The following is a 20,519-nucleotide window of genomic DNA, read 5'->3' as shown; positions in this document are numbered from 1 at the left end:
ACGGTCGTTACGCATGGCCAGGGAATTCCAACGCGGCCACAAGGCCAAGATCAGTGACCTGACCGCGGGCACGGATCTGTACGTGGGTGTACAGATCTCCGGCCCCGGACTGACCTTCGACATCAGCTGCTTCGGGCTCGACGCCGACGAACAGCTCTCGGACGACCGTTACTTCATTTTCTTCAACCAGCCGAAGTCTCCCGAGGACTCCATTCAGCTCCTGGGTGCGCAGGCGGGCGACACGGAGTCGTTCCGGGTCACGCTCGACCGGATTCCGTCGCAGATCCAGAAGCTTTCGTTCACGGCGACGATCGACGGCGACGGCCAGATGTCGCAGATCGCCCCCGGCTGTCTCCGTATCGTCGCCGGTGGCGAGGAAGTGGCCCGGTACCCGTTCGACGGCAGTGAGTTCTCCACCGAGCGCGCTGTGATGGTGGGCGACCTGTACCTGAAGGACGTCTGGCGGTTCGCCGCGGTCGGCCAGGGCTTCGACGGCGGCCTGGACGCGCTGCTGAAGAACTTCGGCGGCGAGGTCGCCGAGGAGGAGCCGGAGTCCGCGCCCCAGGCCGCCGTACCGGCCCAGTCCCAGCCGCCGGCCTTCGCACCGCCCCCGCAGGCCGCCGCGCCGGCTCCGTCGTTCGGCGCACCGCCCGCTCCGGCGCCGTCCGTCCACACCGCTCCGACGCTCGCCGGAACCGCCCCGCCCGCGCCCGCCGCGCCGACGAGCCCGCAGACGTTCACGCCGCCCGGCGCACCCCCGGCAGGTCAGTACGCGCCCCCCGGTGCGCCCGCGGGTCAGTTCACGCCCCCAGGTGCCGTCGCGGGGCAGTTCGCACCTCCCGGGGCCTTCCCCGGCCAGGCGCAGCCCTTCGGAGGCACGCAGCTCGCTCCCGTGCCGCCGGAGGCGAACGTCCGTGTCGTCCTGACGAAGTACGCGGAAGCCCCGGTCGGCGACCGCTGGACCGAGCAGAACGCGAACCTGGTGCGGGCCACCCTCACCAAGGACGCCCCCATCCTCGCCAAGCAGGGCAGCATGGTCGCCTACCAGGGCGACATCGACTTCGCCCACAAGGGCTCGGGACTGCTCGGCAAACTCACCGGGGCGCTCACCGGCCAGGGCATGTCCCTGATGCGCTGCACCGGCAACGGCGAGGTGTTCCTCGCCGACGAGGCCAGCCGTGTCTTCGTCATCCGCCTCCAGGGCGAGCAGCTCTACACCAGTGCTCAGGGAGTGCTCGCCTTCGACGAGTCCCTGGAGACCGAGGTCCGCCGTATCGAGGGCGAGGGACTGCCCGGCGGGGGCTTCTTCAGCATGCTCTTCTCCGGCACGGGGGCGGTCGTCGTCAAGACACGCGGCGTGCCTGTCGTCATCCCTGTCGGCCCGGCCACCTACGTCGACGGCAACGCGGTGATCGCCTGGTCCGCCGGTGCGCAGGCGGTCACCACGACCTCGCTCAGGCTGCGTCGCTCCGGGTACGCCCAGCACGCCACCGAGGCCGTGAACCTCCAGTTCCGCGGCGCCCCCGGCAACTTCGTCGTCGTACAGCCCTTCGAGGTGTGAGGCCATGGACTCCCAGACTCTGAGTGCACACCGCGCCGCCCCGACCGGCGTCCGTATGAGTGTGCACAGCTCCAAGACGCTCAAGGTCACCATGGTCAGCGGGCAGGACCTGATCGCCAAGGCCGGCTCGATGATCGCGTACGACGGCTACGTGCAGTTCGACGGGGCGCCCGCGAGCCTGCGCCGTTCGGCGGAGGCGATGGTCACCGGCGAGGGCGGCCGGCTGATGCTGGCGCGCGGCGACGGAGACCTCTACCTGGCCGACTACGGCGGCGACGTCCTCGTCCTGCACCTGAACGGCGAGGCGCTGTCGGTCAACGGGGCCACGCTGCTGGCCTGCGACGCCTCGCTGGAACTGACCATCGAACCGGTCAAGGGACTCGCCAAGCTGTCCGGTTCGGGCCTCACCAACCTCGTCGTCAAGGGCACCGGCTGGGTCGCCCTGGTCAGCCGGGGCATCCCGATGGCCCTGGACTGCGCCGAACGCGAGACGTACGTCGACCCGGACGCGCTCGTCGCCTGGACCACCGGAATGGAGATGAAGGCCCGCCGCACCATCAAGGCGAGCGCCCTCATCGGCCGGGGCAGCGGCGAGGCCTTCCAGATCGGCTTCAAGGGGCAGGGCTTCGTCGTCGTCCAGCCGAGCGAGGACACCGGCGACCGATTCAAGATCCGGGGCTGAAGGGAGCACCAGGCACACCATGCACAGCACACTCTTCGCACACGTCCCGGTCGAGTCGACCGGGCGGTACACCCTGCAGAACCCGCAGCTCCTGAAGACCGACGTCACCCAGGGCAGCAGCCCGATCCTGGCCCGGCAGGGCGCCATGGTGGCCTTCGAGGGACAGGTCGAGTTCGACAGCCAGTACCGCAACCGCAGCTGGCGCAACGTCGAGCGGATGACCGGCGAACGCCTCGAACTCATGCGCTGCAAGGGCAACGGCATCGTCTACCTGGCCAACCTCGCCCAGCACCTGCACGTCATGGAGGTCGGCCGCGGCATCACCGTCGACAGCTCCTACGTCCTGGCCTTCGACGGCTCCCTCGGCGTCGGCATCGTCGCGGTGGACAGTGCCGTCGAGGTGGCCGCGGCGGGCGCCTACAACCTGGAGCTCTCCGGCTCCGGGGAGGTCGTCCTGATGACCTCGGGCGAGCCGCTGGTGCTGGAGGTCGGACCGGACAAGAACGTCTGCGTCGACTCCGACGCCGTCATCGCCTGGTCCACGTCCCTGCGCACCCAGCTCCAGGCGCCCACCTCCACCTCCGGCGTGTGGCGCCGCAGGGGCACCACCGGCGAGGGCTGGGAGATGCACTTCGGCGGCACGGGCCACGTCCTGGTCCAGCCCAGCGAACTCCTGCCGCCTCAGGGCATGCGCAACGGCGGGATGCTCGGCCAGTTCGGCATGCGCGGCAACTCCCTCGGCGGCAGCAACAGCTGACCGTCCGGATGGCACATGTAAGGGGCGACCACCATGGGCGGGCGCCCCTTACACATGAGCAGGGAAGAAGCTCACAGCCTTGCGCGCGTCGCCTCCAGCAGTCGTACGACCGACTCGTCGGCCACACCCGCCACCTCGTCGTAGGCGAACCACCGCACGTCGAGCGACTCGTCGCTGATCGTCTCCACGGCGCCGCGCGGGGACAGTGCCGCGTACTGGACGTCGAGGTGCCAGTGGCAGGGCGCCGGGATGGGATGCCGGTCCAGGCGGACCGGGCCGCCGGGCAGCAGGGTCAGCCCCGTTACGCCCGACTCCTCCGTCGCCTCACGCAGGGCCGCGGCCTCCAGGGAAAGGTCCTGGGGCTCGCAGTGGCCGCCCATCTGGAGCCACATGCGCAGCTTCTTGTGCAGGGTGAGCAGGACCTGCCCGCGCGAGGGGTCGATCACCAGCGCGCTCGCCGTGATGTGCCCCGCGTGACAGGCCTTCCACATGCCGTCCGGGTGGGCCGCGAGATGGTCCAGGTAGGCCTGGCGAAGATCCGCCTGGTCCTCGTATCCCTTGAGGACCAGGGCGGCGTCGTCATGGAGGCTCACTCGGTGTCGTCGTCCTTCTTCAGGTCGGGCTTCACGGCGGAGCCGTCCGCGGCCTCGCCGAGCATCTTGTCCAGCTCGGAGAAGTCCAGCTGCTCGCGGTGCACGAAGCCGTCCGGGTCGTCCAGGTCGGAGGCGGTCGGCAGCATGTCCGGGTGGGCCCACAGACCGTCCCGGCCGTCGACACCGCGCGCGTCCGTGAGCGAGGCCCACAGGCGGGAGGCGTCACGCAGGCGGCGCGGGCGCAGTTCCAGGCCGATCAGCGTGGCGAAGGTCTGCTCGGCCGGGCCACCCGAGGCGCGGCGGCGGCGCAGGGTCTCACGCAGCGCGTCGGCGGACGTCAGGCGTGGCTTCGCGGCCGCGTGGACCACCGCGTCCACCCAGCCCTCCACGAGCGCCAGAGCCGTCTCCAGACGAGCCAAAGCCGCCTTCTGCTCCGGGGTGTCCTCGGGCTGGAACATGCCCTGCTGGAGGGCGTCCTGAAGCTGCTCGGGGTTCTGCGGGTCGAACTGGCCGACCACGTCCTCCAGCTTTGCGGTGTCGACCTTGATCCCGCGTGCGTAGCCGTCGACCGCGCCGAACAGGTGCGAGCGCAGCCACGGCACGTGCGTGAACAGGCGCTGGTGGGCGGCCTCGCGCAGGGCGAGATACAGCCGCACCTCCTCCTTGGGCACGCCCAGGTCCTTGCCGAACGCCTCGATGTTCACCGGCAGCAGCGCCGCCTTGCCGGCCGGGCTCAGCGGCAGGCCGATGTCGGTGGAGCCGACGACCTCGCCCGCGAGCACGCCGACGGCCTGTCCGATCTGGGTGCCGAACATGGCGCCGCCCATCGAGCGCATCATGCCGATCAGCGGGCCCGCCATGGCCTGCATCTCCTCCGGCAGGACATCGCCCATGGCGGTGCCGACCCGCTCGGCCACCGGGTCCACGAGCTCCTTCCACGCGGGCAGGGTCGCCTCGACCCACTCCGCGCGCGACCACGCCACGGCGGAGCCTGCACCGGACGGCAGGGACGTCGCGTCGTCGAGCCACAGGTCGGCGAGCCGGACGGCCTCCTCGACCGCGGTGCGCTCGGCGGGGCCGACGCTCGCGTCCTTGGTGCCGTCGGCCGTGCCCTGGGAGACGGTCTGGCGGGCGATCTGCTTGGCCATGTCCCAGTTCACCGGGCCGCCCTCGTAGGAGAGCATCTGGCCCAGCTGCTGGAAGGCGGCGCCCAGGTCGGTGGGGTTCAGCGAACCGAACATGGCTGCGAGCGGATTGTCGGCACCAGGGCCGCCAAAGCCTCCGGCGCCGGGCAGCCCGCCAAAACCGAACGGGTTGGCCGGGCCCTGACCACCACCGCTCTCCTGGTCCTTCTTCTTGCCCTCGTCGCCGTCGTCCGGCTCCTCCGGCGGAAGGCCGAATCCGAATGGGGTGTCACTCACGGGATTCCTCGGCTGGTAAGGCCACCGGTTCCTCCGGCGGCGCGGCTGCCCGATAACACCACCCAGCGTAGACACCGTGGGCGGTTCGGGCCTCGGTGCTCCGCCGACTCGCGGCCTGCGGCAGGATGGATGCCACCTGGTACGTACGCGTCACTCGCGTTCCTACTGAAGACAACCGCTGGAGACGCCCGGTGAGTTCCCCTGATCCGCAGGTTCGCGCAGCGCGAAACCAGTCAACCAATCCCGCCGCGCGCGGGCCAGTCGTCGCGGTCACCGGTGCCGCGTCCGGCGTCGGAGCCATGCTCACCGAGCGGCTCGCCGCCTCGGAGGAGATCAAGCAGGTCATCGCGCTGGACGAGCGGCGTGGCGAGTGCGAGGCGGCGCAATGGCACATCCTCGATGTGCGTGATCCGGCCATCGCGGAGAAGCTGCGGGGTGCCGACGTCGTGGTGCATCTGGCGCTCGACCTCGATCTGGAGACGGACCCCGCCGCCCGTACGGCGTACAACGTGCGAGGGACACAGACGGTCCTGACCGCCGCGGCGGCCGCCGGCGTCCACCGGGTCGTGCTGTGCACCTCCGCGATGGTCTACGGGGCGCTCCCGGACAACGAACTGCCGCTGTCGGAGGACGCCGAGCTGCGGGCCACGGCGGAGGCGACCGGCGTCGGGGACCTGCTGGAGATCGAGCGGCTCGCGCGGCGGGCCCCACGGGCGCATCCGGGGCTGAACGTCACCGTAGTGCGGCCGGCCGTGCTGGTGGGCGGGGGGACCGACACCGCGCTGACCCGCTACTTCGAGTCGCCGCGGTTGCTGGTCGTGGCCGGGTCCCGTCCCGCCTGGCAGTTCTGCCACCTCGAGGACCTGTGCAGTGCGCTGGAGTACGCCGTCCTGGAGAAGGTCGAGGGCGAGCTCGCCGTCGGATGCGACGGGTGGCTGGAGCAGGAGGAGATCGAGGAGCTCAGCGGGATCCGGCGGATGGAGTTGCCCTCGGCGGTCGCCCTGGGGGCGGCGGCCCGGCTGCACCGCATCGGGCTGACGCCGTCTCCCGCCGGGGACCTCGCGTACACGATGTACCCGTGGGTGGTGAGCGGCAGCCGGCTGCATGACGCCGGGTGGCGGCCGCAGTGGACCAACGAGGAGGTGCTCGCGGAGCTGCTGGAGGAGGTCGCCGGACGGCACACGGTGGCCGGGCGGCGGCTGGGGCGGAAGGACGCGACGGCGGCGGGGGCCGCGGGGGCGACGGTCGCGCTGCTCGGTGCGGCGGCTGTCGTACGGCGGGCTCGGAAGGCGCGGCGTCGGATCTGACCTGGAGCTGGGGGTGGCGTCGGGTTTTTCTCGCCCCCGCCGCCCCTACCCGTCCCGTCCTTCAGGGGGCTCTGCCCCCTGGACCCCCGCTCCTCAAACGCCGGAGGGGCTGAGTTGGCTGTAGGACGCTCCAAAGGTGTACGCGTGTGTGCCGGGTGATCACGCTATTACCCGTCCTCTCCTGCGTGCGGCACGATGGACGTATGGCACCCACCAACGACCATCCCGGCGAGCAGGCCGCGCAGGATCCCATCAGGCTCCTCGCCATCCGTGAGACGCCGCTCTCCCTCGACGAGGTCTTCCGAGCCGTCGGCGACGACGCCGCCGGGGGCACCGCCCTGTTCGTGGGGACCGTGCGCAATCACGACGGGGGCGTCGATGTCGACAAGCTCGGGTATTCGTGCCACCCCAGTGCCGAGGCCGAGATGCGGCGGGTCGCCGAGAAGGTGGTCGCCGAGTACCCGGTGCGGGCGCTGGCGGCGGTGCACCGGGTCGGGGATCTCGAGGTCGGGGATCTGGCCGTCGTCGTCGCCGTCTCCTGCCCCCATCGGGGGGAGGCCTTCGAGGCCTGCCGGAAACTGATCGACGATCTCAAGCACGAGGTGCCGATCTGGAAGCACCAGACGTTTTCTGACGGTACGGAGGAATGGGTCGGTGCCTGCTGAACCCTTTCTCCACCCCTCAGGTTGCGTAACCGCACCCCTGGCGTGAGCGTTGTCAGTGCAGCTGGTTAATCTGCTGATCTGTCAGTTTTTCGCGGTTGCTCACTATGGGGTCGGGAGGTCGGCATGGGTGCGCTCGTCTGGTTGTTGATTCCGTTCGTCGCAGCGGTCGCCGCCGGGCTCTGGGGCAGTTGGGCCAACCGCACCCGCAAGGTGCGCAGCGACGGCCCCGAGCTCGACGGATACGCCCGGTTCCGTGCCGCCATGGAGAAGTCGCACTCCGGTACTTGAGGCTCACGTGACAGCGGCGCCCTGACGATGGTCCGAGAGGAGCGTCCCGTACTGTCGTGCCATGCCACGCCGCACCGCGACGATGCTCGCCTCCACCCTGATGCTGATCGCGCTCCTGTGCGCGGGTGTCCTCATCAACGTGCCCTACGCCGAGATGTCGCCGGGCCCCACGGTGAACACCCTCGGGGACCACGGCGGCGAGCCGGTGCTGCAGATCGCGGGGCGCAAGACCTATCCGACGACCGGTCACCTGAACATGACCACGGTCCGCGTCACCAGCGCCGACTACAAGATGAACCTCGTCGAGGCCGTCTACGGCTGGCTCGCGCACGACAGCAAGGTAGTGCCGCACGACACCCTCTACCCGGACGGCAAGACCGAGCAGCAGTCGACCCAGGAGAATGCCGAGGAGTTCAGTCAGTCCCAGGAGAGCGCCAAGGTCGCCGCCCTCAAGGAACTGGACGTCCCGGTGCAGTCCTGGGTGATCGTCTCGACCGTCGTCAAGGACTCCGCGGCCCAGGGCAAGCTGCACGCCGGTGACGTGATCAAGGCCGTCGACGGTACGACGGTGAAGGCGCCGGACGACGTCGCGAAGCTGGTGACGAAGCACAAGCCCGGCGAGAAGGTCGTCTTCACGGTCGTGCCCGCCAAGGAGCAGGCCGCCGCCGAGAAGGCGAACAGGGCGGCGACGGGAACCAAGAAGATCACGATCACGACCAGGGCCTCCGACGACGAGGGCGAGAAGCGGGCCGTCGTCGGCATCGCCGCCGGGACCGACCACACCTTCCCGTTCACCATCGACATCAAGCTTGCCGACGTCGGCGGCCCGAGCGCCGGTCTCATGTTCGCGCTCGGCATCTACGACAAGCTCACCCCGGGCAGCCTGACCGGTGGCAAGTTCGTCGCCGGCACCGGGACGATCGACGACGACGGCAAGGTCGGCCCGATCGGCGGCATCGACATGAAGACGGTCGGCGCCCGCGACAAGGGCGCCCAGTACTTCCTGACGCCCGCCGACAACTGCGCGGCCGCCGCCGCGGACACCCCCGGCGGACTCACCCTGGTCAAGGTGAAGACCATCGACGACGCCCTCGGCGCGCTCAAGGACATCCGCGAGGGCAGGACGTCCGACCTGCCGAAGTGCACCACCAAGGGCTGACCACGCGCGCGTGCGCATGACGGGGGGCGCCCTTCGCACCGAAGGGCGCCCCCCGTCGTCGTATCGGCTCAGTCCTCGAACGTCGCCGCGAGTGCCTCCGCCAGGCCCGGGACCAGGGCGCCGCCCGTGAGGACCTCCGTAGGGGAGTCCTTCTCGCGCAGGCGAAGGGCCGAGTCACGGGTGCCGTTGCGCAGGACCCCGACCGTCATGCGGACCTCCTGCCGGTCCGGGTGCTCGGCGACCCACTTCGCCAACCGGGCCTCGCTCAGTCCCTGCGGAACGGACGCCTCGGCGGACGGCGGCAGCATCAGGCGCTCGACGGTGAGCGCGCAGCCGACGACCGCGGCGGGCCAGGCGATGGTGCCGAGGAACTCGTCGAGCGGCTTGCCCGCGGGAATCTCGTCCTGCTCGATGGGGGTGAGAGCCGTGGACTCCTGCCCGTCCCGCAGACCGAGCTGGCTCGCGAGAGCGGGTTCCTGGGTACGCAGCCGGGCGGTGTCTACGAGGGCGAAGAGGCGGGCGGGCTGGTCCCAGCCGAGGCCGGAGGCGTACTCGTCGATCTCGAGTACGGCCCGGGTGAGCGGGCTCGCCGCCATGGGAGTGTTGGACATGGTCACAATCCTGCCTCGTTAGTCACCGGAATCGGGAACCGAGTAAACGGTGAGTAAGTTGCATAGGTGTGGGCCCGCGATCACGGGGGGCCACGCCGGGCCCGCGAACACGAGGGTCTGACGGATCGACAGCGAACTTCGAGGTGCGCACCTTGGCTTTCCAGATGCCGGACCGCGGCGGAGGCCCGACGGGGCCGCGGATGAGAGTGGGCCGCCCGTCCCGGCGCGTCCGGACCCTGCTCATGACGCTGGGCGTCCTTGCCGTACTCGGCATGGCGTTCACCATGTTCGCGGGCTTCTGGACGGACTGGCTCTGGTACCGCTCGGTGAACTACTCGTCCGTGTTCACCACCACCCTGTGGACCAAGGTCGGGCTGTTCTTCGTCTTCGGCCTTCTGATGGCCCTCGCCGTCGGCTTCAACATCTGGCTGGCCCACCGCCTGCGCCCGCCGTTGAGCGCCATGTCGATGGAGCAGCAGAACCTCGACCGCTACCGGATGGGCATCGCGCCCTACAAGAGGTGGCTGCTGCTCGGTATCACCGCGCTGGTGGGTCTGATCGCGGGTGCGTCGGCGTCCAGCCAGTGGCGTACCTGGCTGATGTGGGTCAACGGCGTGTCCTTCGGCCAGAAGGACCCGCAGTTCCACCTCGACATCTCCTTCTACACCTTCGACCTGCCCTGGTACCGGTTCCTGCTCGGCTTCGGCTTCGCCGCCGCGATCCTCTCGGTGATCGCCGCCGCGCTCACCCACTACCTGTACGGCGGCCTCAGGGTCACCTCGCCGGGCGCGCGGGCCACGGCCGCCGCGACCGGACACCTCTCGGTGCTGCTGGGTGTCTTCGTCGCGCTGAAGGCGGTCGCCTACTGGCTCGACCGGTACGGCCTCGCCGTGAAGTCCAGCGACTTCAAGGCGACCGACAGCTGGACCGGCCTCAGGTACGTCGACGCGAACGCCTATCTGCCCGCCAAGACGATCCTGTTCTGCATCGCCGTCATCTGCGCGCTGCTGTTCTTCGCCACCCTGTGGCGGCGCACCTGGCAGCTGCCCGTGATCGGCTTCGGCCTGATGGTGCTCTCGGCGATCCTCATCGGCGGGCTCTACCCGGCGATCGTCCAGAAGTTCCAGGTCCAGCCGAACGAGCAGGCCAAGGAAGCGCCGTACGTCGAGAAGAACCTCAAGGCGACGCGCGCCGCCTACGGCATCGACGACGCCTCGGTGAACGAGTACTCCGGCAAGGCCACCACCACGGACAAGACCAAGCTGCGCGACGACGTCGACGCCACGGCGAGCATCCGGGTCGTGGACCCCAACGTCGTCTCCCCGACGTTCCAGCAGCTCCAGCAGATGCGGAACTACTACGCGTTCCCGACCAACCTGGACGTCGACCGTTACGGCAAGGACGACAAGAACGCCGGGGGCCAGGACACGGTCATCGGTCTGCGCGAGCTGAATCTCGCCGGCATTCCGAAGAACAACTGGATCAACGACCACTTCCGCTACACCCACGGATACGGCGTGGTCGCCGCGAAGGGCACCGAGGCCGACTCCGAGGGCCGCCCGGTCTTCACCGAGTCCAACCTGCCCTCCCAGGGCGACCTCGGGACGTACCAGCAGCGCGTCTACTACGGCGAGAAGACCACCGAGTACTCGATCGTCGGCGGTCCCCAGAAGGAGATCGACTACTCCGACGACGACGGCGAGAAGACCTACAGCTACAAGGCCAAGAGCGGGGTCAACCTCTCCAACCCGGTCAACCGGGCCGCGTACGCGGTGGCGTTCAACGAGCCGCAGATCCTCTACTCGGGAGCGATCGGCGAGGGCTCGCGGATCCTGTACAACCGCACGCCCAAGCAGCGCGTCGAGGCGGTCGCACCCTGGCTGACCATCGACGGCGACGCCTATCCGGCGGTGGTGCAGGGCAAGATCCAGTGGATCGTCGACGCGTACACGACGACCAACGGCTACCCGTACTCCTCCCGTACGACCCTCGGTGACACGACGGCCGACTCGCTGACGGCGACCAACAACTCGCGCGCGGTGGTGGCCCAGCAGAACCAGGTCAACTACATCCGCAACTCGGTGAAGGCGACCGTCGACGCGTACACCGGCGAGGTCAAGCTCTACCAGTGGGACACCAAGGACCCGGTCCTCAAGACCTGGATGAAGGCGTTCCCGGGCACCGTGGAGCCCAGGGGGGACATCTCCACCGACCTCATGGACCATCTGCGGTACCCGCAGGACCTGTTCAAGGTCCAGCGTGAACTGCTGGCGCGCTACCACGTCGAGGACGCCGACACCTTCCTGAGCGGCAGCGAGGTGTGGCAGGTGCCGGACGACCCGACCAACAAGTCGGGCGACGCGGTGCCGCCGTACTACCTGAGCATGAAGATGCCCGACCAGTCGGCGCAGGCGTTCTCGCTCACGACGACGTTCACGCCCAACGGCCGTGACAACCTCAGCGCGTTCATGACGGTCGACGCCGAGGCGGGCACTCCTGACTACGGCAAGATCAGAATCCTGAAACTGCCGACCAACACCACGGTCAGCGGGCCCAAACAGGTGCAGAGCCAGTTCAACTCCGAACAGGACATCGCCGAGACCATCAGCCTCCTCAACAGAGGCGACTCCAACGTGGAGTACGGCAACCTCCTGACGGTGCCGCTCGACGGAGGACTGCTCTACGTGGAGCCGGTCTACGTACGCGGTGGTGGACTCAAGTACCCGCTGCTGCGGAAGGTGTTGGTGACGTACGGAGGCAACACCGCCTTCGAGGACACCCTCGACGAAGCCCTCAACAAGGTGTTCGGAGCGGACGGTTCGACCACGCCGCCACCGGAGGACGACGGCGGGGGGACCACCACTCCGCCGCCGACATCCAGCAACCCGACGGTCCAACAGGCCCTGGACGACGCCCAGAAGGCGTTCGACACCGGCCAGGAAGCCCTGAAGAAGGGCGACTGGGAGGCGTACGGCCAGGCCCAGAAGGACCTGGAGGCCGCGCTCAAGCGGGCCGAGGAGGCGCAGGCCGCGGCGGCCAAGCCCAGCAGCAGCGCGAAGCCCAGCAGCAGTCCGAGTCCGAGCGGCAGTCCGAGCAGCAGCCCCAGAAGTAGCCCGAGCAGCAGTCCCAGCGGCTGATCAAAAGCCCACCTCGCGCCATGATAAGGTTGGAACACAACGGCGCGGGGTGGAGCAGCTCGGTAGCTCGCTGGGCTCATAACCCAGAGGTCGCAGGTTCAAATCCTGTCCCCGCTACTGAAAACGAAGGCCCGGATCCTCTTGAGGATCCGGGCCTTCGTGATGTGCGAACGCATGTACCGACCCGCGGAACGGCCGTGCCGCCCCGTGGGAGTTGGCGAACGGTGTTTGACTTGTCTCTCTGTGGGCATGTCGACAAAACGCTGAAGTGACATCACTGGTTGCGGTATACCAGGTGTACCCAGGTTGCAGGTGGTGCGACGATGGACGTTATGGGGGACAAGGCAACTCTGTTGGAGACAGGGCGTTTTGTGCAGCCTGCCGATTTTTCGGAGTCGACGGGCGACTTGTCGCAGCCCATGGACCGGGACGAGACCGGGGAGGCTGCCGAGGAGGCACGTCTGCGCGTCGCCGCGGAGACCGGCGACGTCGAGGCGATGAGTGTGCTCGGCGCCCTGCTGCTGCGTCGCGGTGATCTCGACGGAGCCGAGCCCCATCTGCGTGCCGCCACCGCCGCCGGGGACCGGGCCGCGGCCAACAACCTCGGTGTCCTGCTGTACCAGCGCGGTTATGCCGACGACGCCGCCGGGTGGTGGCGGATCGCCGCCGTCGCCGGTTCCGCCGCGGCCGCGCACGCCCTGGGGCGTCACCACCGCGAGCGGGGCGACGAGCCCGCCGCCGAGTACTGGCTGCGGCAGTCCGCCGAGCAGGGGCACGCCCTGGGCGCCTACGCGCTCGCCGACCTGCTGGAGCACCGCGGGGACGCGGGCGCCGAACCGTGGATGCGGACCGCGGCCGAGCGAGGACACCGGGAGGCGGCCTACCGGCTGGCCCGCACGCTCGACCGCCGGCTGGGGCCCGAGGGGGACATCGGGGACGACCACGGCGCCGGGGCCGAGGCCGAGCAGTGGTACCGCCAGGCCGCCGCGCGCGGACATCGGCGGGCGGCGCTGCATCTCGGGGCGATCCTGGAGCGGCGCGGTGCCCTCAAGGAGGCCGGGCGCTGGTACCTGACGTCCGCCAAGGACGGCGAGGCGCGGGCCGCCTGCGCCCTCGGCTTCCTGCTGCGCGACGCGGGGGACACCGAGAGCGCCGCCGTGTGGTGGCTGCGCGCCGCCCAGGACGGGGACGGCAACGCGGCCAACGCGCTGGGCGCCCTGCACGCCGAGCGCGGGGAGCCGCAGACCGCCGAGCGGTGGTACCGGGCGGCGATGGACGCCGGCGACGACAACGGCGCGCACAACCTCGGGCTGCTCTGCGCCGAGCAGGGCCGGACCGCGCAGGCCGAGCAGTGGTACCGGCGGGCGGCGTACGCCGGGCACCGGGAGGCGGCCAACGCGCTCGCCATTCTGCTGCTGCAGGGTGGGGACACGGCCGGCGCGGAGCCCTGGTTCTCCAAGGCCGCGGAGGCCGGGAGCGTGGACGCCGCGTTCAACCTCGGGATCCTGTTCGCCGGGCGCGGCGAGGAGGCCGTCGCGCTGCGGTGGTACGAGCGTGCCGCCGCCGCCGGGCACACCGAGGCCGCGCTTCAGGTGGGCATCGCGCGGCTGCGGGACGGCGACGAGGCCACCGCCGAGCGGCATCTGCGGTGTGCGGCGGGAGGTGGCAGCGCGGAGGCCGCGTACCGGCTGGCGACCGTGCTCGACGCACGGCGGCCACCGGTGCCCGCGCATTCGCTCGGGGAGCCCGTGCACACGGAGAAGAGCGAGTGCGAGGAGTGGTACGAGCGGGCGGCCTCTCAGGGGCACCGCCGGGCTCAGGTGCGGGTGGGCATGCTCGCCGCCGCTCGGGGCGATGTCGTGGAGGCGGCCCGCTGGTACCGGGAGGCCGCCGAGGCCGGGTCCCGGAACGGAGCCTTCAACCTGGGGCTGCTGCTCGCGCGCGAGGGGAGTGACCCGGAGGCCGCCGTGTGGTGGGCCCGGGCGGCCGACGCGGGGCACGGGCGGGCGGCGTTGCGGCTGGCCCTGGTCTACGCGCGTCGGGGTGAGCTGGCCGAGGGGCAGCGGTGGGCCGACCGGGCGGTGGAGCTGGGACCCGCGGAGGTCTCCGAGCGGGCGGCCCGGTTGCGGGACGCGTTGCGTGAGGAGTTGTCCGCGTAACGGGGTGCGGGGCCGGTTGTTCTGCGGCTGCGGACCGTTGGGGGCTTGTCGCGCCCTGCGGCGGAGCCGCTGATGTCACAGCCCCGCGCCCCTTGGTGGGTGTAGTCGCGTCGGCCTCGCTGTCCCCACTCAGGGGCGCGGGGACCGGCGCGACCAGCCACGATGTGCCCGCAGACAAACGATTTGCTTCTTTCCGCTGCTCTCACGTAACGTTGCATTCATCGCCGCGGGGTGGAGCAGCTCGGTAGCTCGCTGGGCTCATAACCCAGAGGTCGCAGGTTCAAATCCTGTCCCCGCTACTGAAGGCCGAGGGCCGGAATCCGAAAGGGTTCCGGCCCTCGGTGTTTTCAGGGCTTGTGGCCCACCGCCTCCTCGTAGAGGGACCGATCCACCGTCCGGGATTCCGGTAGGGGCGCGGACTCCGCCACCCCCTGTGTCTTGTATGCCGCCTGCAGGCGGTCCGTCGTGCCCGCGCGGATCTCCCAGTCCATGCGGAGGGACGGAGTCGAGCGAAGGATCTCCGCGTCCGTCCTCAGGAGCTTCGCCACGTAGGTGACGAAGGTCTCGTCCGACTTGTAGTCGGCCGCGAAGTAGGTGTTCACCGTGCGGATGTACGCCCGGAGCAGGGCGACTCCCGCGTCCACGTCGTCGTTCAGCAGGCCGGGGCCGTAGAGCATGCCACCGAGGGGCTCGCCCGGGGGCTGGCCGCCGAGGAAGGCATAGCCCGGATTGCCGTCGACCTTGCGCCAGACCGGGTCGAGGAGCCAGGTCGAGTCGACGCCGCCGTTCTGGAGGGCGGTGAGGACATCGGCCGAGCCGAGCTGCTGGTACTGGATCCTGTCGAGGCCGCCGCCGTGCTTCTCCAGGGCCTTCTCCATGGGGTACGCGATCACCGAGCCCTTGCCGATCATCGTGCCCATCCTGCGGCCGGCCATGGTCACGTCGTTCGCGGTCTCACCGTCCTTCAGCCTCACCCACAGGCCGCTCTTCGACTTGGGGTCGGGGGAGAAGTTCGCCGCGACCCAGCGGATGTCGAAGCCGCCCCTGACGCCGTTCATGACCGCCGCCTCGGGAGCCGCCCACAGTGCGTCGATGTCCCCCTTGGCCAGCAGCGGCAGGGAGTCCGGAGTCGGCAGCACCTTCAGGGTGACGTCGAGGCCCTCCTTCTTGAACTCCCCCTTGTCCACGGCCACCTGGAGCGGCGCCACATACTCCGCGCTCAGGGTTCCGGTCGCGATCGTCAGCTTGCGGGGTTTCGGCAGCGGCTGGGGCGCGGGGGCCCCGGGATCGCAGCGGGCCGGGGCGCGGTCCGGCGAGAGGTCGGCGGGATCCGTCCAGGACTTCGCCCCGCAGCCCTGCACCGGCCGTACCGTCCGCGTACCCCCGCCCGACTTCGACTCCGGGCTTCCGGAGGTCTGTGACCCCGCGCAGGATGCCGATGTCAGCAGGACGCCTACGACGAGCGCGGGGCCGTATGCACGCCGTTTCACGTCTGGCTCCTTCCGCGGTCCCTCGGTGCCCACGGGGTGAGCAACCGGCCCAGCACGCGGACCAGTTCGGAGAAGAGGACTCCGAGGACGGCCACGCAGACGATGCCGACGAACATCACGTCGTTCTGGAACAGGGCGCGCGAGTCGAAGATCAGGTGGCCCAGGCCGTTGGTCGCGGCGATCTGTTCCGAGGCGACGATCACCAGGACGGCTACGCCCGCCGCGATCCGTGCGCCGACCAGGACGGACGGGAGGGAGGCGGGGAGGAGGATGTGGCGGAACGTCTGCCAGGGGGAGGCGCCGAAGACCTGGCCCGCGTCGCGGTGGCCGGAGGGGATGGACACGACCGCCGACATCGTCTGGATCCAGACGAAGAAGAAGACCGTCGCCGCCACCAGGGCGATCTGGGGGCCCTCACCCAGGCCGAACATGTTCAGGAAGACGGGGAGGAGGGCGAGTTTCGGTACCACGTACAGGGCGTCCAGGAGGGGCTCCAGGGCTGCCCTCACCAGCGACAGCGAGCCCATCAGGAGGCCCAGGGCGTAGCCGGTGGCGGTGCCGATCGCGTAACCCGCCAGGACGCGTTTCAGGGTCGCCCACACGTCGGGCCACAGGTCGCCGGCGGCCGCCCGGTCCCAGCCGTCGGCCAGGATCGTGGAGGGGGCCGGGTAGACGCGGTCGTCGATCCAGGCCTGGGTGGCGGCCAGTTGCCACAGGAGGACCAGCGACAGGGGTACGGCCACCGCCAGGGTCAGCTCCAGGGCGCGCCTGCGACGGTGGGTGCGTACCGGGTGCAGCTCTTCGGGGCCGGGGCGGCGTACGAGGACGGAGACCTTCTCGGGTGCCACGGTCGTCATGCCGATATCGCCTCCTTGCGCAGCAGGTCCCACAACTCGCTCTTCAGGGACGTGAATTCGGGCGCCGAGCGGATGTCACCGGTGCGTGGGCGGGGGAACGGCGGGCGGTGTTCGGCGATGAGGCGGCCGGGGCGCGCGGACATCACCAGGACGCGGTCGCCGAGGACGATGGCCTCCTCCAGGCTGTGGGTGATGAACAGGGTGGTGGTCCGGAGGGTTTGGGTGATCTCAAGGAGCTCGTCCTGGAGGATCATGCGGAGTTGGGCGTCGAGGGCGGCGAAGGGTTCGTCCATCAGCAGGAGTTCGGGTTCGACGGCGAGGGCCCGCGCGATCGCCACGCGCTGGCGCATACCGCCGGACAGGGTCGCCGGGTAGGCGTCCGCGAAGTCCGCGAGGCCCATGCGGGCCAGCCACTCGTCGGCCCGGGTGTTCGCCTCGCGGCGCGGGACGCGCTGGATGTCCAGGCCGAAGCGGACGTTCGCGCGGACGGACTTCCAGTCGTAGATGCCGTAGTCCTGGAAGATCATGGCGGCCGGGCGGGGCGCGGACGTGCGGATTTCCAGGGTGCCCGTGCTCGGCCGGAGCAGGCCCGCGGCGATGCGCAGCAGCGTCGACTTGCCGCAGCCCGAGGGGCCGACCAGGCAGACGAACTCGCCGGGGGCGACGCTCAGGTCGAGGGGACCGAGGGCGGAGACCGGGCGGGGCGGGCGGCCGAAGGTTCGGGTCAGGCCGGTGGCGTGGAGTTTGGGCGGCGGATGTCCCGCGGTGGGTTCGGGGTGCGGATCTCCCACGGTTGCTCCTTGCGGAGTTCGGTACGGAGAGGGGTGGCCGCACGACGATATGACGGTCCGTCAGATTCGGGAAGGGCGCGGACCGCACAAGTGCCTGTACGCAGCACGAAGCCCCGGCACCTGTGCGGTGCCGGGGCTTCGGGAGCCGGAGCTTACGCGGCCGAGCAGTTCGGGCAGACGCCCCGGTATGTCACTTCGACGCCCGAGACCGCGAAGCCGAAGCGCTCCGAGTCGGGGAGGTCGGCCAGCGGGTTGCCGATGGGGTGGACATCCCGGATGGCGCCGCACTGGGCGCAGACCAGGTGGTGGTGCGGCCGGTGCGCGTTCGGGTCGTACCTCTTGGCGCGCTTGTCGGTCGCGACCTCGAGGACCTCGCCTAGGGTCACCAGCTCGCCCAGCGTGTTGTAGACGGTCGCCCGGGAGATCTCGGGCAGCTTGGCCACGGCGCGCGCGTGGACCTCGTCGGCCGTCAGGTGGACGTGTTCGCCGTCGAGGACCTCGGCCACGACGCGCCGCTGCGCGGTCATCCGCCAGCCGCGGCCGCGCAGTCGTTCCAGAAGGTCGCTCATGTGTCCCAGCCTAACAGGAAGGGACCAGAATCCGAATGGGTGTGAGTTTGGAGCTCGGATCGAATTGGATTGAGTCCAAGCTAGTGGCGGGCCGGTACGCGCTGCCGTTCCGGTGCCCAGCAGCGGATGATGTCGCGGACCGAGACGATGCCGGCGGGCTCGCCGTGGTCGAGGACGATGAGGTGCCGGAAGCCGCCGTGCGCCATCGCGTCCGCGGCCTCCTCCAGGGTCCAGGCCGGAGTGGCGAAGACGACGTCGGTGGTGGTGTGGGCGTGGGCGCACTCCGTGTCGGGGCTCTGGCCCAGGCCTACGGAGTTGAGGATGTCGCGCTCGGTCAGAATGCCGATGCCGATGCCGTCGGGGTCGAGCACGACGGCCGCGCCGACCCGGCGGGCGGACATCAGGGCGGCGGCCTGGCGGAGGGTGTGGGCGGGACCGATGGTGAGGACCACGGTGCTCATGGCGTCGAGGACGAGCATGGCTTCGAAAGTCACCTCCTGGGAGCCGCTGAGTTGGTTCAGCGGTTCACAAGTTCACAAATGAGGGTCCCCTCAGGGTGGCAGGCAAAGCGGGGGTCAACAAGAGGGCGCGCGTCGCCGATTGAGGGCGCGCGCGCTCATCTGTGCTCCTGAGGTCGCCCATGTGTGGGGCGGACGCCAGAGCCTGTCCGGCGGATCATGCCGGCGGCGCGGGGCCTGGTGCGCCCATCTGCGCTGACAAGGCGCCGTTTCTCGGAGCCGGCCTGATCCGCCGGACAGGCCCTGGTGAGCCCTAGTGACGCTCGTTGAGATACCCCAGGAACTCGTCGTGCAGGAGTCCGTTGGAGGCGGCCGCGTTGCCGCTGTGCGGGCCGGGGCGCCCGTCGAGGCCGGTGAAGGTGCCGCCGGCCTCCGTCACGACGATCGCGTTCGCGGCCATGTCCCAGAGGGAGAGCTCCGGTTCGGCGCAGATGTCGATCGAACCCTCGGCGACCATCATGTACGGCCAGAAGTCGCCGTACGCGCGCGTGCGCCAGACCTCGCGGGTCAGGTCCAGGAAGCCGTTCAGCCGGCCCCGGTCCTCCCAGCCGGTGAGGGAGGAGTACGCGAAGGAGGCGTCCGTGAGCTTGCCGACCTGGGAGACGCGCAGGCGGGAGGCGGAGGAGAGGCTGCGGCCGGTGAAGGCGCCGTGGCCCTTCGCGGCCCACCAGCGGCGGCCGAGGGCGGGCGCGGAGACGACGCCGACGACGGGCTGGTAGCCGCCCTCCGCAGCCTCCGTCAGGGAGATCAGCGTGGCCCAGACGGGCACGCCCCGTACGTAGTTCTTGGTGCCGTCGATGGGGTCGATGACCCAGCGGCGCGGGCCGGTGCCCTGGACGCCGTACTCCTCGCCGAGGACGGCGTCGCGAGGGCGGGCGCGCTGGAGGTGGCCGCGGATGAGTTCCTCGGCGTCCTTGTCGGCTTCGCTGACCGGGGTCATGTCCGGTTTCGTCTCGACCTTGAGGTCCAGTGCCTTGAAGCGGTCCATGGTGACTGCGTCGGCCGCGTCCGCGAGGACGTGGGCGAGGCGGAGGTCGTCGAGGTAGTCCGGCATGTGGCGAACGGTATCTGCCGTAGTCCGTACGGTGCTATAGGGGTCGGAGTGTGGACCGCCTGGTGGGGTGCCGGGCGGGTTGTGCGGAGGCTGCGGGGCGGTGGGGCTGGTCGCGCCCCGCGGCGGAGCCGCTGATGTCACAGCGCCGCGCCCCTCCGGGTGGGTGCGGCCGAGGTACTCGGGATCTCGCGCGCTGCCCCATGCTCTCGCGAACCCTTGACAGTGCCCTCGCGCGCGTCAAATCTGGGCGCAGAGCCGCTTGCTCCCTGGGAGGCGCCGATGCCTGCTGCGCGGGAATCACTGCTGGATGCCGCTTATACGGCGTTGGCGCGCCGCCCGTGGTCCGCCGTGAGGATGGTGGACGTCGCGGCGGTGGCCGGAGTGTCCCGGCAGACGCTGTACAACGAGTTCGGCAGCAAGGACGGGCTGGCCCGCGCTCTCGTCAGGCGAGAGGCCGACGGATATCTCGTCGGTGTGGAGCGGGCGCTCACCACGCACGGGGACGTGCGGGAGCGGCTGACCGCGACCGCCGAGTGGACCGCGTCCTCGGCCCGGGAGAACGCGCTTGTGCGGGCCATGCTCACCGGCTGCTGGAGCGAGCGGCTGCCCTCGCCGACGCTCTCCGCCGTGCCCTCCTCCTCCGCGGTCCCGGCCCAGCGCCGGGCCGACGGGCCGCTGCCGTCGCCCGGCGACTTCCTGGCGCTGGTGCGCGACCGCGCGGTGTCGGTTCTCGCCGGTCCAGGTGTGCACAAGTCGGACGTCGCCGACCTCGCCCGCGCCTGCGAACTGGCCGTCCGGCTCGCCCTGTCCTGTGTGGCGGCCCCGCCGGGCGAGGGCGGGGTCGTGGACCTGGTCCGCGGTGCGCTGCACCGGCAGCCGGTGTGAGGTCCGGCCCGGACA

General features: G+C 70.3%; 19 protein-coding genes and 2 tRNA genes. 12 read left to right on the top strand and 9 right to left on the bottom strand.

The features are described 5' to 3' along the window. The first annotated feature begins 13 nt into the window (after positions 1-13). Genes ACFYRX_RS01305 through ACFYRX_RS01295 form a run of 3 tightly spaced genes read left to right on the top strand, consistent with a single transcriptional unit; the run spans position 14 to position 3,000 of the window. The gene (locus ACFYRX_RS01305; protein ID WP_389095518.1) at positions 14-1,561 is read left to right on the top strand and encodes a TerD family protein; all 1,548 of its coding nucleotides are present in this window, start codon (positions 14-16) and stop codon (positions 1,559-1,561) included. A gap of 4 nt (positions 1,562-1,565) precedes the next feature. After that, complete coding sequence (locus tag ACFYRX_RS01300; protein WP_389095516.1) at positions 1,566-2,243, top strand: AIM24 family protein; 678 nt, start codon at positions 1,566-1,568, stop codon at positions 2,241-2,243. 19 nt (positions 2,244-2,262) lie between these two features. After that, positions 2,263-3,000 (top strand): AIM24 family protein, encoded by a 738-nt coding sequence (locus ACFYRX_RS01295; protein ID WP_389095514.1) that lies wholly within the window; start codon positions 2,263-2,265, stop codon positions 2,998-3,000. A 71-nt stretch (positions 3,001-3,071) separates the two neighbouring features. Here the strand turns inward: ACFYRX_RS01295 and ACFYRX_RS01290 are convergent, their stop codons facing one another. Then, complete coding sequence (locus tag ACFYRX_RS01290; protein WP_389095512.1) at positions 3,072-3,593, bottom strand: NUDIX hydrolase; 522 nt, start codon at positions 3,591-3,593, stop codon at positions 3,072-3,074. Next, positions 3,590-5,014, bottom strand: a complete 1,425-nt coding sequence (locus ACFYRX_RS01285; RefSeq protein ID WP_389095511.1) for a zinc-dependent metalloprotease — start codon at positions 5,012-5,014, stop codon at positions 3,590-3,592. Before ACFYRX_RS01285 ends, ACFYRX_RS01290 begins: the two co-directional genes overlap by 4 nt. A gap of 191 nt (positions 5,015-5,205) precedes the next feature. Here ACFYRX_RS01285 and ACFYRX_RS01280 point away from each other — a divergent pair, with 191 nt between their 5' ends. The 4 genes from ACFYRX_RS01280 (at position 5,206) to ACFYRX_RS01265 (ending at position 8,433) form a co-directional block, all read left to right on the top strand. Continuing rightward, positions 5,206-6,321 (top strand): SDR family oxidoreductase, encoded by a 1,116-nt coding sequence (locus ACFYRX_RS01280; protein ID WP_389095509.1) that lies wholly within the window; start codon positions 5,206-5,208, stop codon positions 6,319-6,321. 203 nt (positions 6,322-6,524) lie between these two features. Continuing rightward, entirely contained in the window at positions 6,525-6,986 is a 462-nt protein-coding gene (locus ACFYRX_RS01275) for a molybdenum cofactor biosynthesis protein MoaE (protein ID WP_389095508.1), read from the top strand. Between the two features lie 123 nt (positions 6,987-7,109). After that, positions 7,110-7,274 (top strand): hypothetical protein, encoded by a 165-nt coding sequence (locus ACFYRX_RS01270; RefSeq protein WP_389095506.1) that lies wholly within the window; start codon positions 7,110-7,112, stop codon positions 7,272-7,274. A 61-nt stretch (positions 7,275-7,335) separates the two neighbouring features. Beyond that, complete coding sequence (locus ACFYRX_RS01265; protein WP_389095505.1) at positions 7,336-8,433, top strand: PDZ domain-containing protein; 1,098 nt, start codon at positions 7,336-7,338, stop codon at positions 8,431-8,433. 68 nt (positions 8,434-8,501) lie between these two features. Here ACFYRX_RS01265 and ACFYRX_RS01260 read toward each other — a convergent pair whose 3' ends face one another. Further along, positions 8,502-9,044, bottom strand: coding sequence for a PPA1309 family protein (locus ACFYRX_RS01260; RefSeq protein ID WP_389095503.1), 543 nt, complete (start codon positions 9,042-9,044; stop codon positions 8,502-8,504). Positions 9,045-9,244: 200 nt separating this feature from the next. Here ACFYRX_RS01260 and ACFYRX_RS01255 point away from each other — a divergent pair, with 200 nt between their 5' ends. The 4 genes from ACFYRX_RS01255 to ACFYRX_RS01240 all read left to right on the top strand — a co-directional run bounded on the left by ACFYRX_RS01255 (position 9,245) and on the right by ACFYRX_RS01240 (position 14,639). Continuing rightward, on the top strand, positions 9,245-12,181 hold the full coding sequence (locus tag ACFYRX_RS01255) for a UPF0182 family protein (RefSeq protein WP_389095501.1): 2,937 nt from the start codon (positions 9,245-9,247) through the stop codon (positions 12,179-12,181). 43 nt (positions 12,182-12,224) lie between these two features. Next, positions 12,225-12,298, top strand: a tRNA-Met gene (locus tag ACFYRX_RS01250). Between the two features lie 206 nt (positions 12,299-12,504). Then, positions 12,505-14,340, top strand: a complete 1,836-nt coding sequence (locus tag ACFYRX_RS01245; RefSeq protein WP_389095500.1) for a tetratricopeptide repeat protein — start codon at positions 12,505-12,507, stop codon at positions 14,338-14,340. Between the two features lie 225 nt (positions 14,341-14,565). Further along, positions 14,566-14,639, top strand: a tRNA-Met gene (locus ACFYRX_RS01240). 48 nt (positions 14,640-14,687) lie between these two features. Here the strand turns inward: ACFYRX_RS01240 and ACFYRX_RS01235 are convergent. The 6 genes from ACFYRX_RS01235 to hisN all read right to left on the bottom strand — a co-directional run bounded on the left by ACFYRX_RS01235 (position 14,688) and on the right by hisN (position 19,619). Further along, complete coding sequence (locus tag ACFYRX_RS01235; RefSeq protein ID WP_389095498.1) at positions 14,688-15,830, bottom strand: ABC transporter substrate-binding protein; 1,143 nt, start codon at positions 15,828-15,830, stop codon at positions 14,688-14,690. Beyond that, positions 15,827-16,687, bottom strand: coding sequence for an ABC transporter permease (locus tag ACFYRX_RS01230; RefSeq protein WP_389095497.1), 861 nt, complete (start codon positions 16,685-16,687; stop codon positions 15,827-15,829). Before ACFYRX_RS01230 ends, ACFYRX_RS01235 begins: the two co-directional genes overlap by 4 nt. Next, positions 16,684-17,478: an ABC transporter ATP-binding protein gene (locus ACFYRX_RS01225; RefSeq protein WP_389095496.1), complete on the bottom strand. Its 795-nt coding sequence runs from the start codon at positions 17,476-17,478 to the stop codon at positions 16,684-16,686. Before ACFYRX_RS01225 ends, ACFYRX_RS01230 begins: the two co-directional genes overlap by 4 nt. A 152-nt stretch (positions 17,479-17,630) precedes the next feature. Next, positions 17,631-18,047, bottom strand: a complete 417-nt coding sequence (locus ACFYRX_RS01220) for a Fur family transcriptional regulator (RefSeq protein ID WP_389095494.1) — start codon at positions 18,045-18,047, stop codon at positions 17,631-17,633. Positions 18,048-18,127: 80 nt separating this feature from the next. Continuing rightward, positions 18,128-18,526, bottom strand: a complete 399-nt coding sequence (locus ACFYRX_RS01215; RefSeq protein ID WP_389096871.1) for a cyclic nucleotide-binding/CBS domain-containing protein — start codon at positions 18,524-18,526, stop codon at positions 18,128-18,130. 292 nt (positions 18,527-18,818) lie between these two features. Next, on the bottom strand, positions 18,819-19,619 hold the full coding sequence (gene hisN / locus ACFYRX_RS01210; RefSeq protein WP_389095492.1) for a histidinol-phosphatase: 801 nt from the start codon (positions 19,617-19,619) through the stop codon (positions 18,819-18,821). 279 nt (positions 19,620-19,898) lie between these two features. Between hisN and ACFYRX_RS01205 the strand changes: the two genes are divergently transcribed. Then, on the top strand, positions 19,899-20,504 hold the full coding sequence (locus ACFYRX_RS01205; protein ID WP_389095491.1) for a TetR/AcrR family transcriptional regulator: 606 nt from the start codon (positions 19,899-19,901) through the stop codon (positions 20,502-20,504). Positions 20,505-20,519: the final 15 nt, after the last annotated feature.

The sequence above is a fragment of the Streptomyces sp. NPDC005374 genome, from assembly GCF_042872225.1.
In the GTDB taxonomy this organism is placed as follows: domain Bacteria; phylum Actinomycetota; class Actinomycetes; order Streptomycetales; family Streptomycetaceae; genus Streptomyces.
This window is presented reverse-complemented; position numbering and strand designations above follow the sequence as displayed.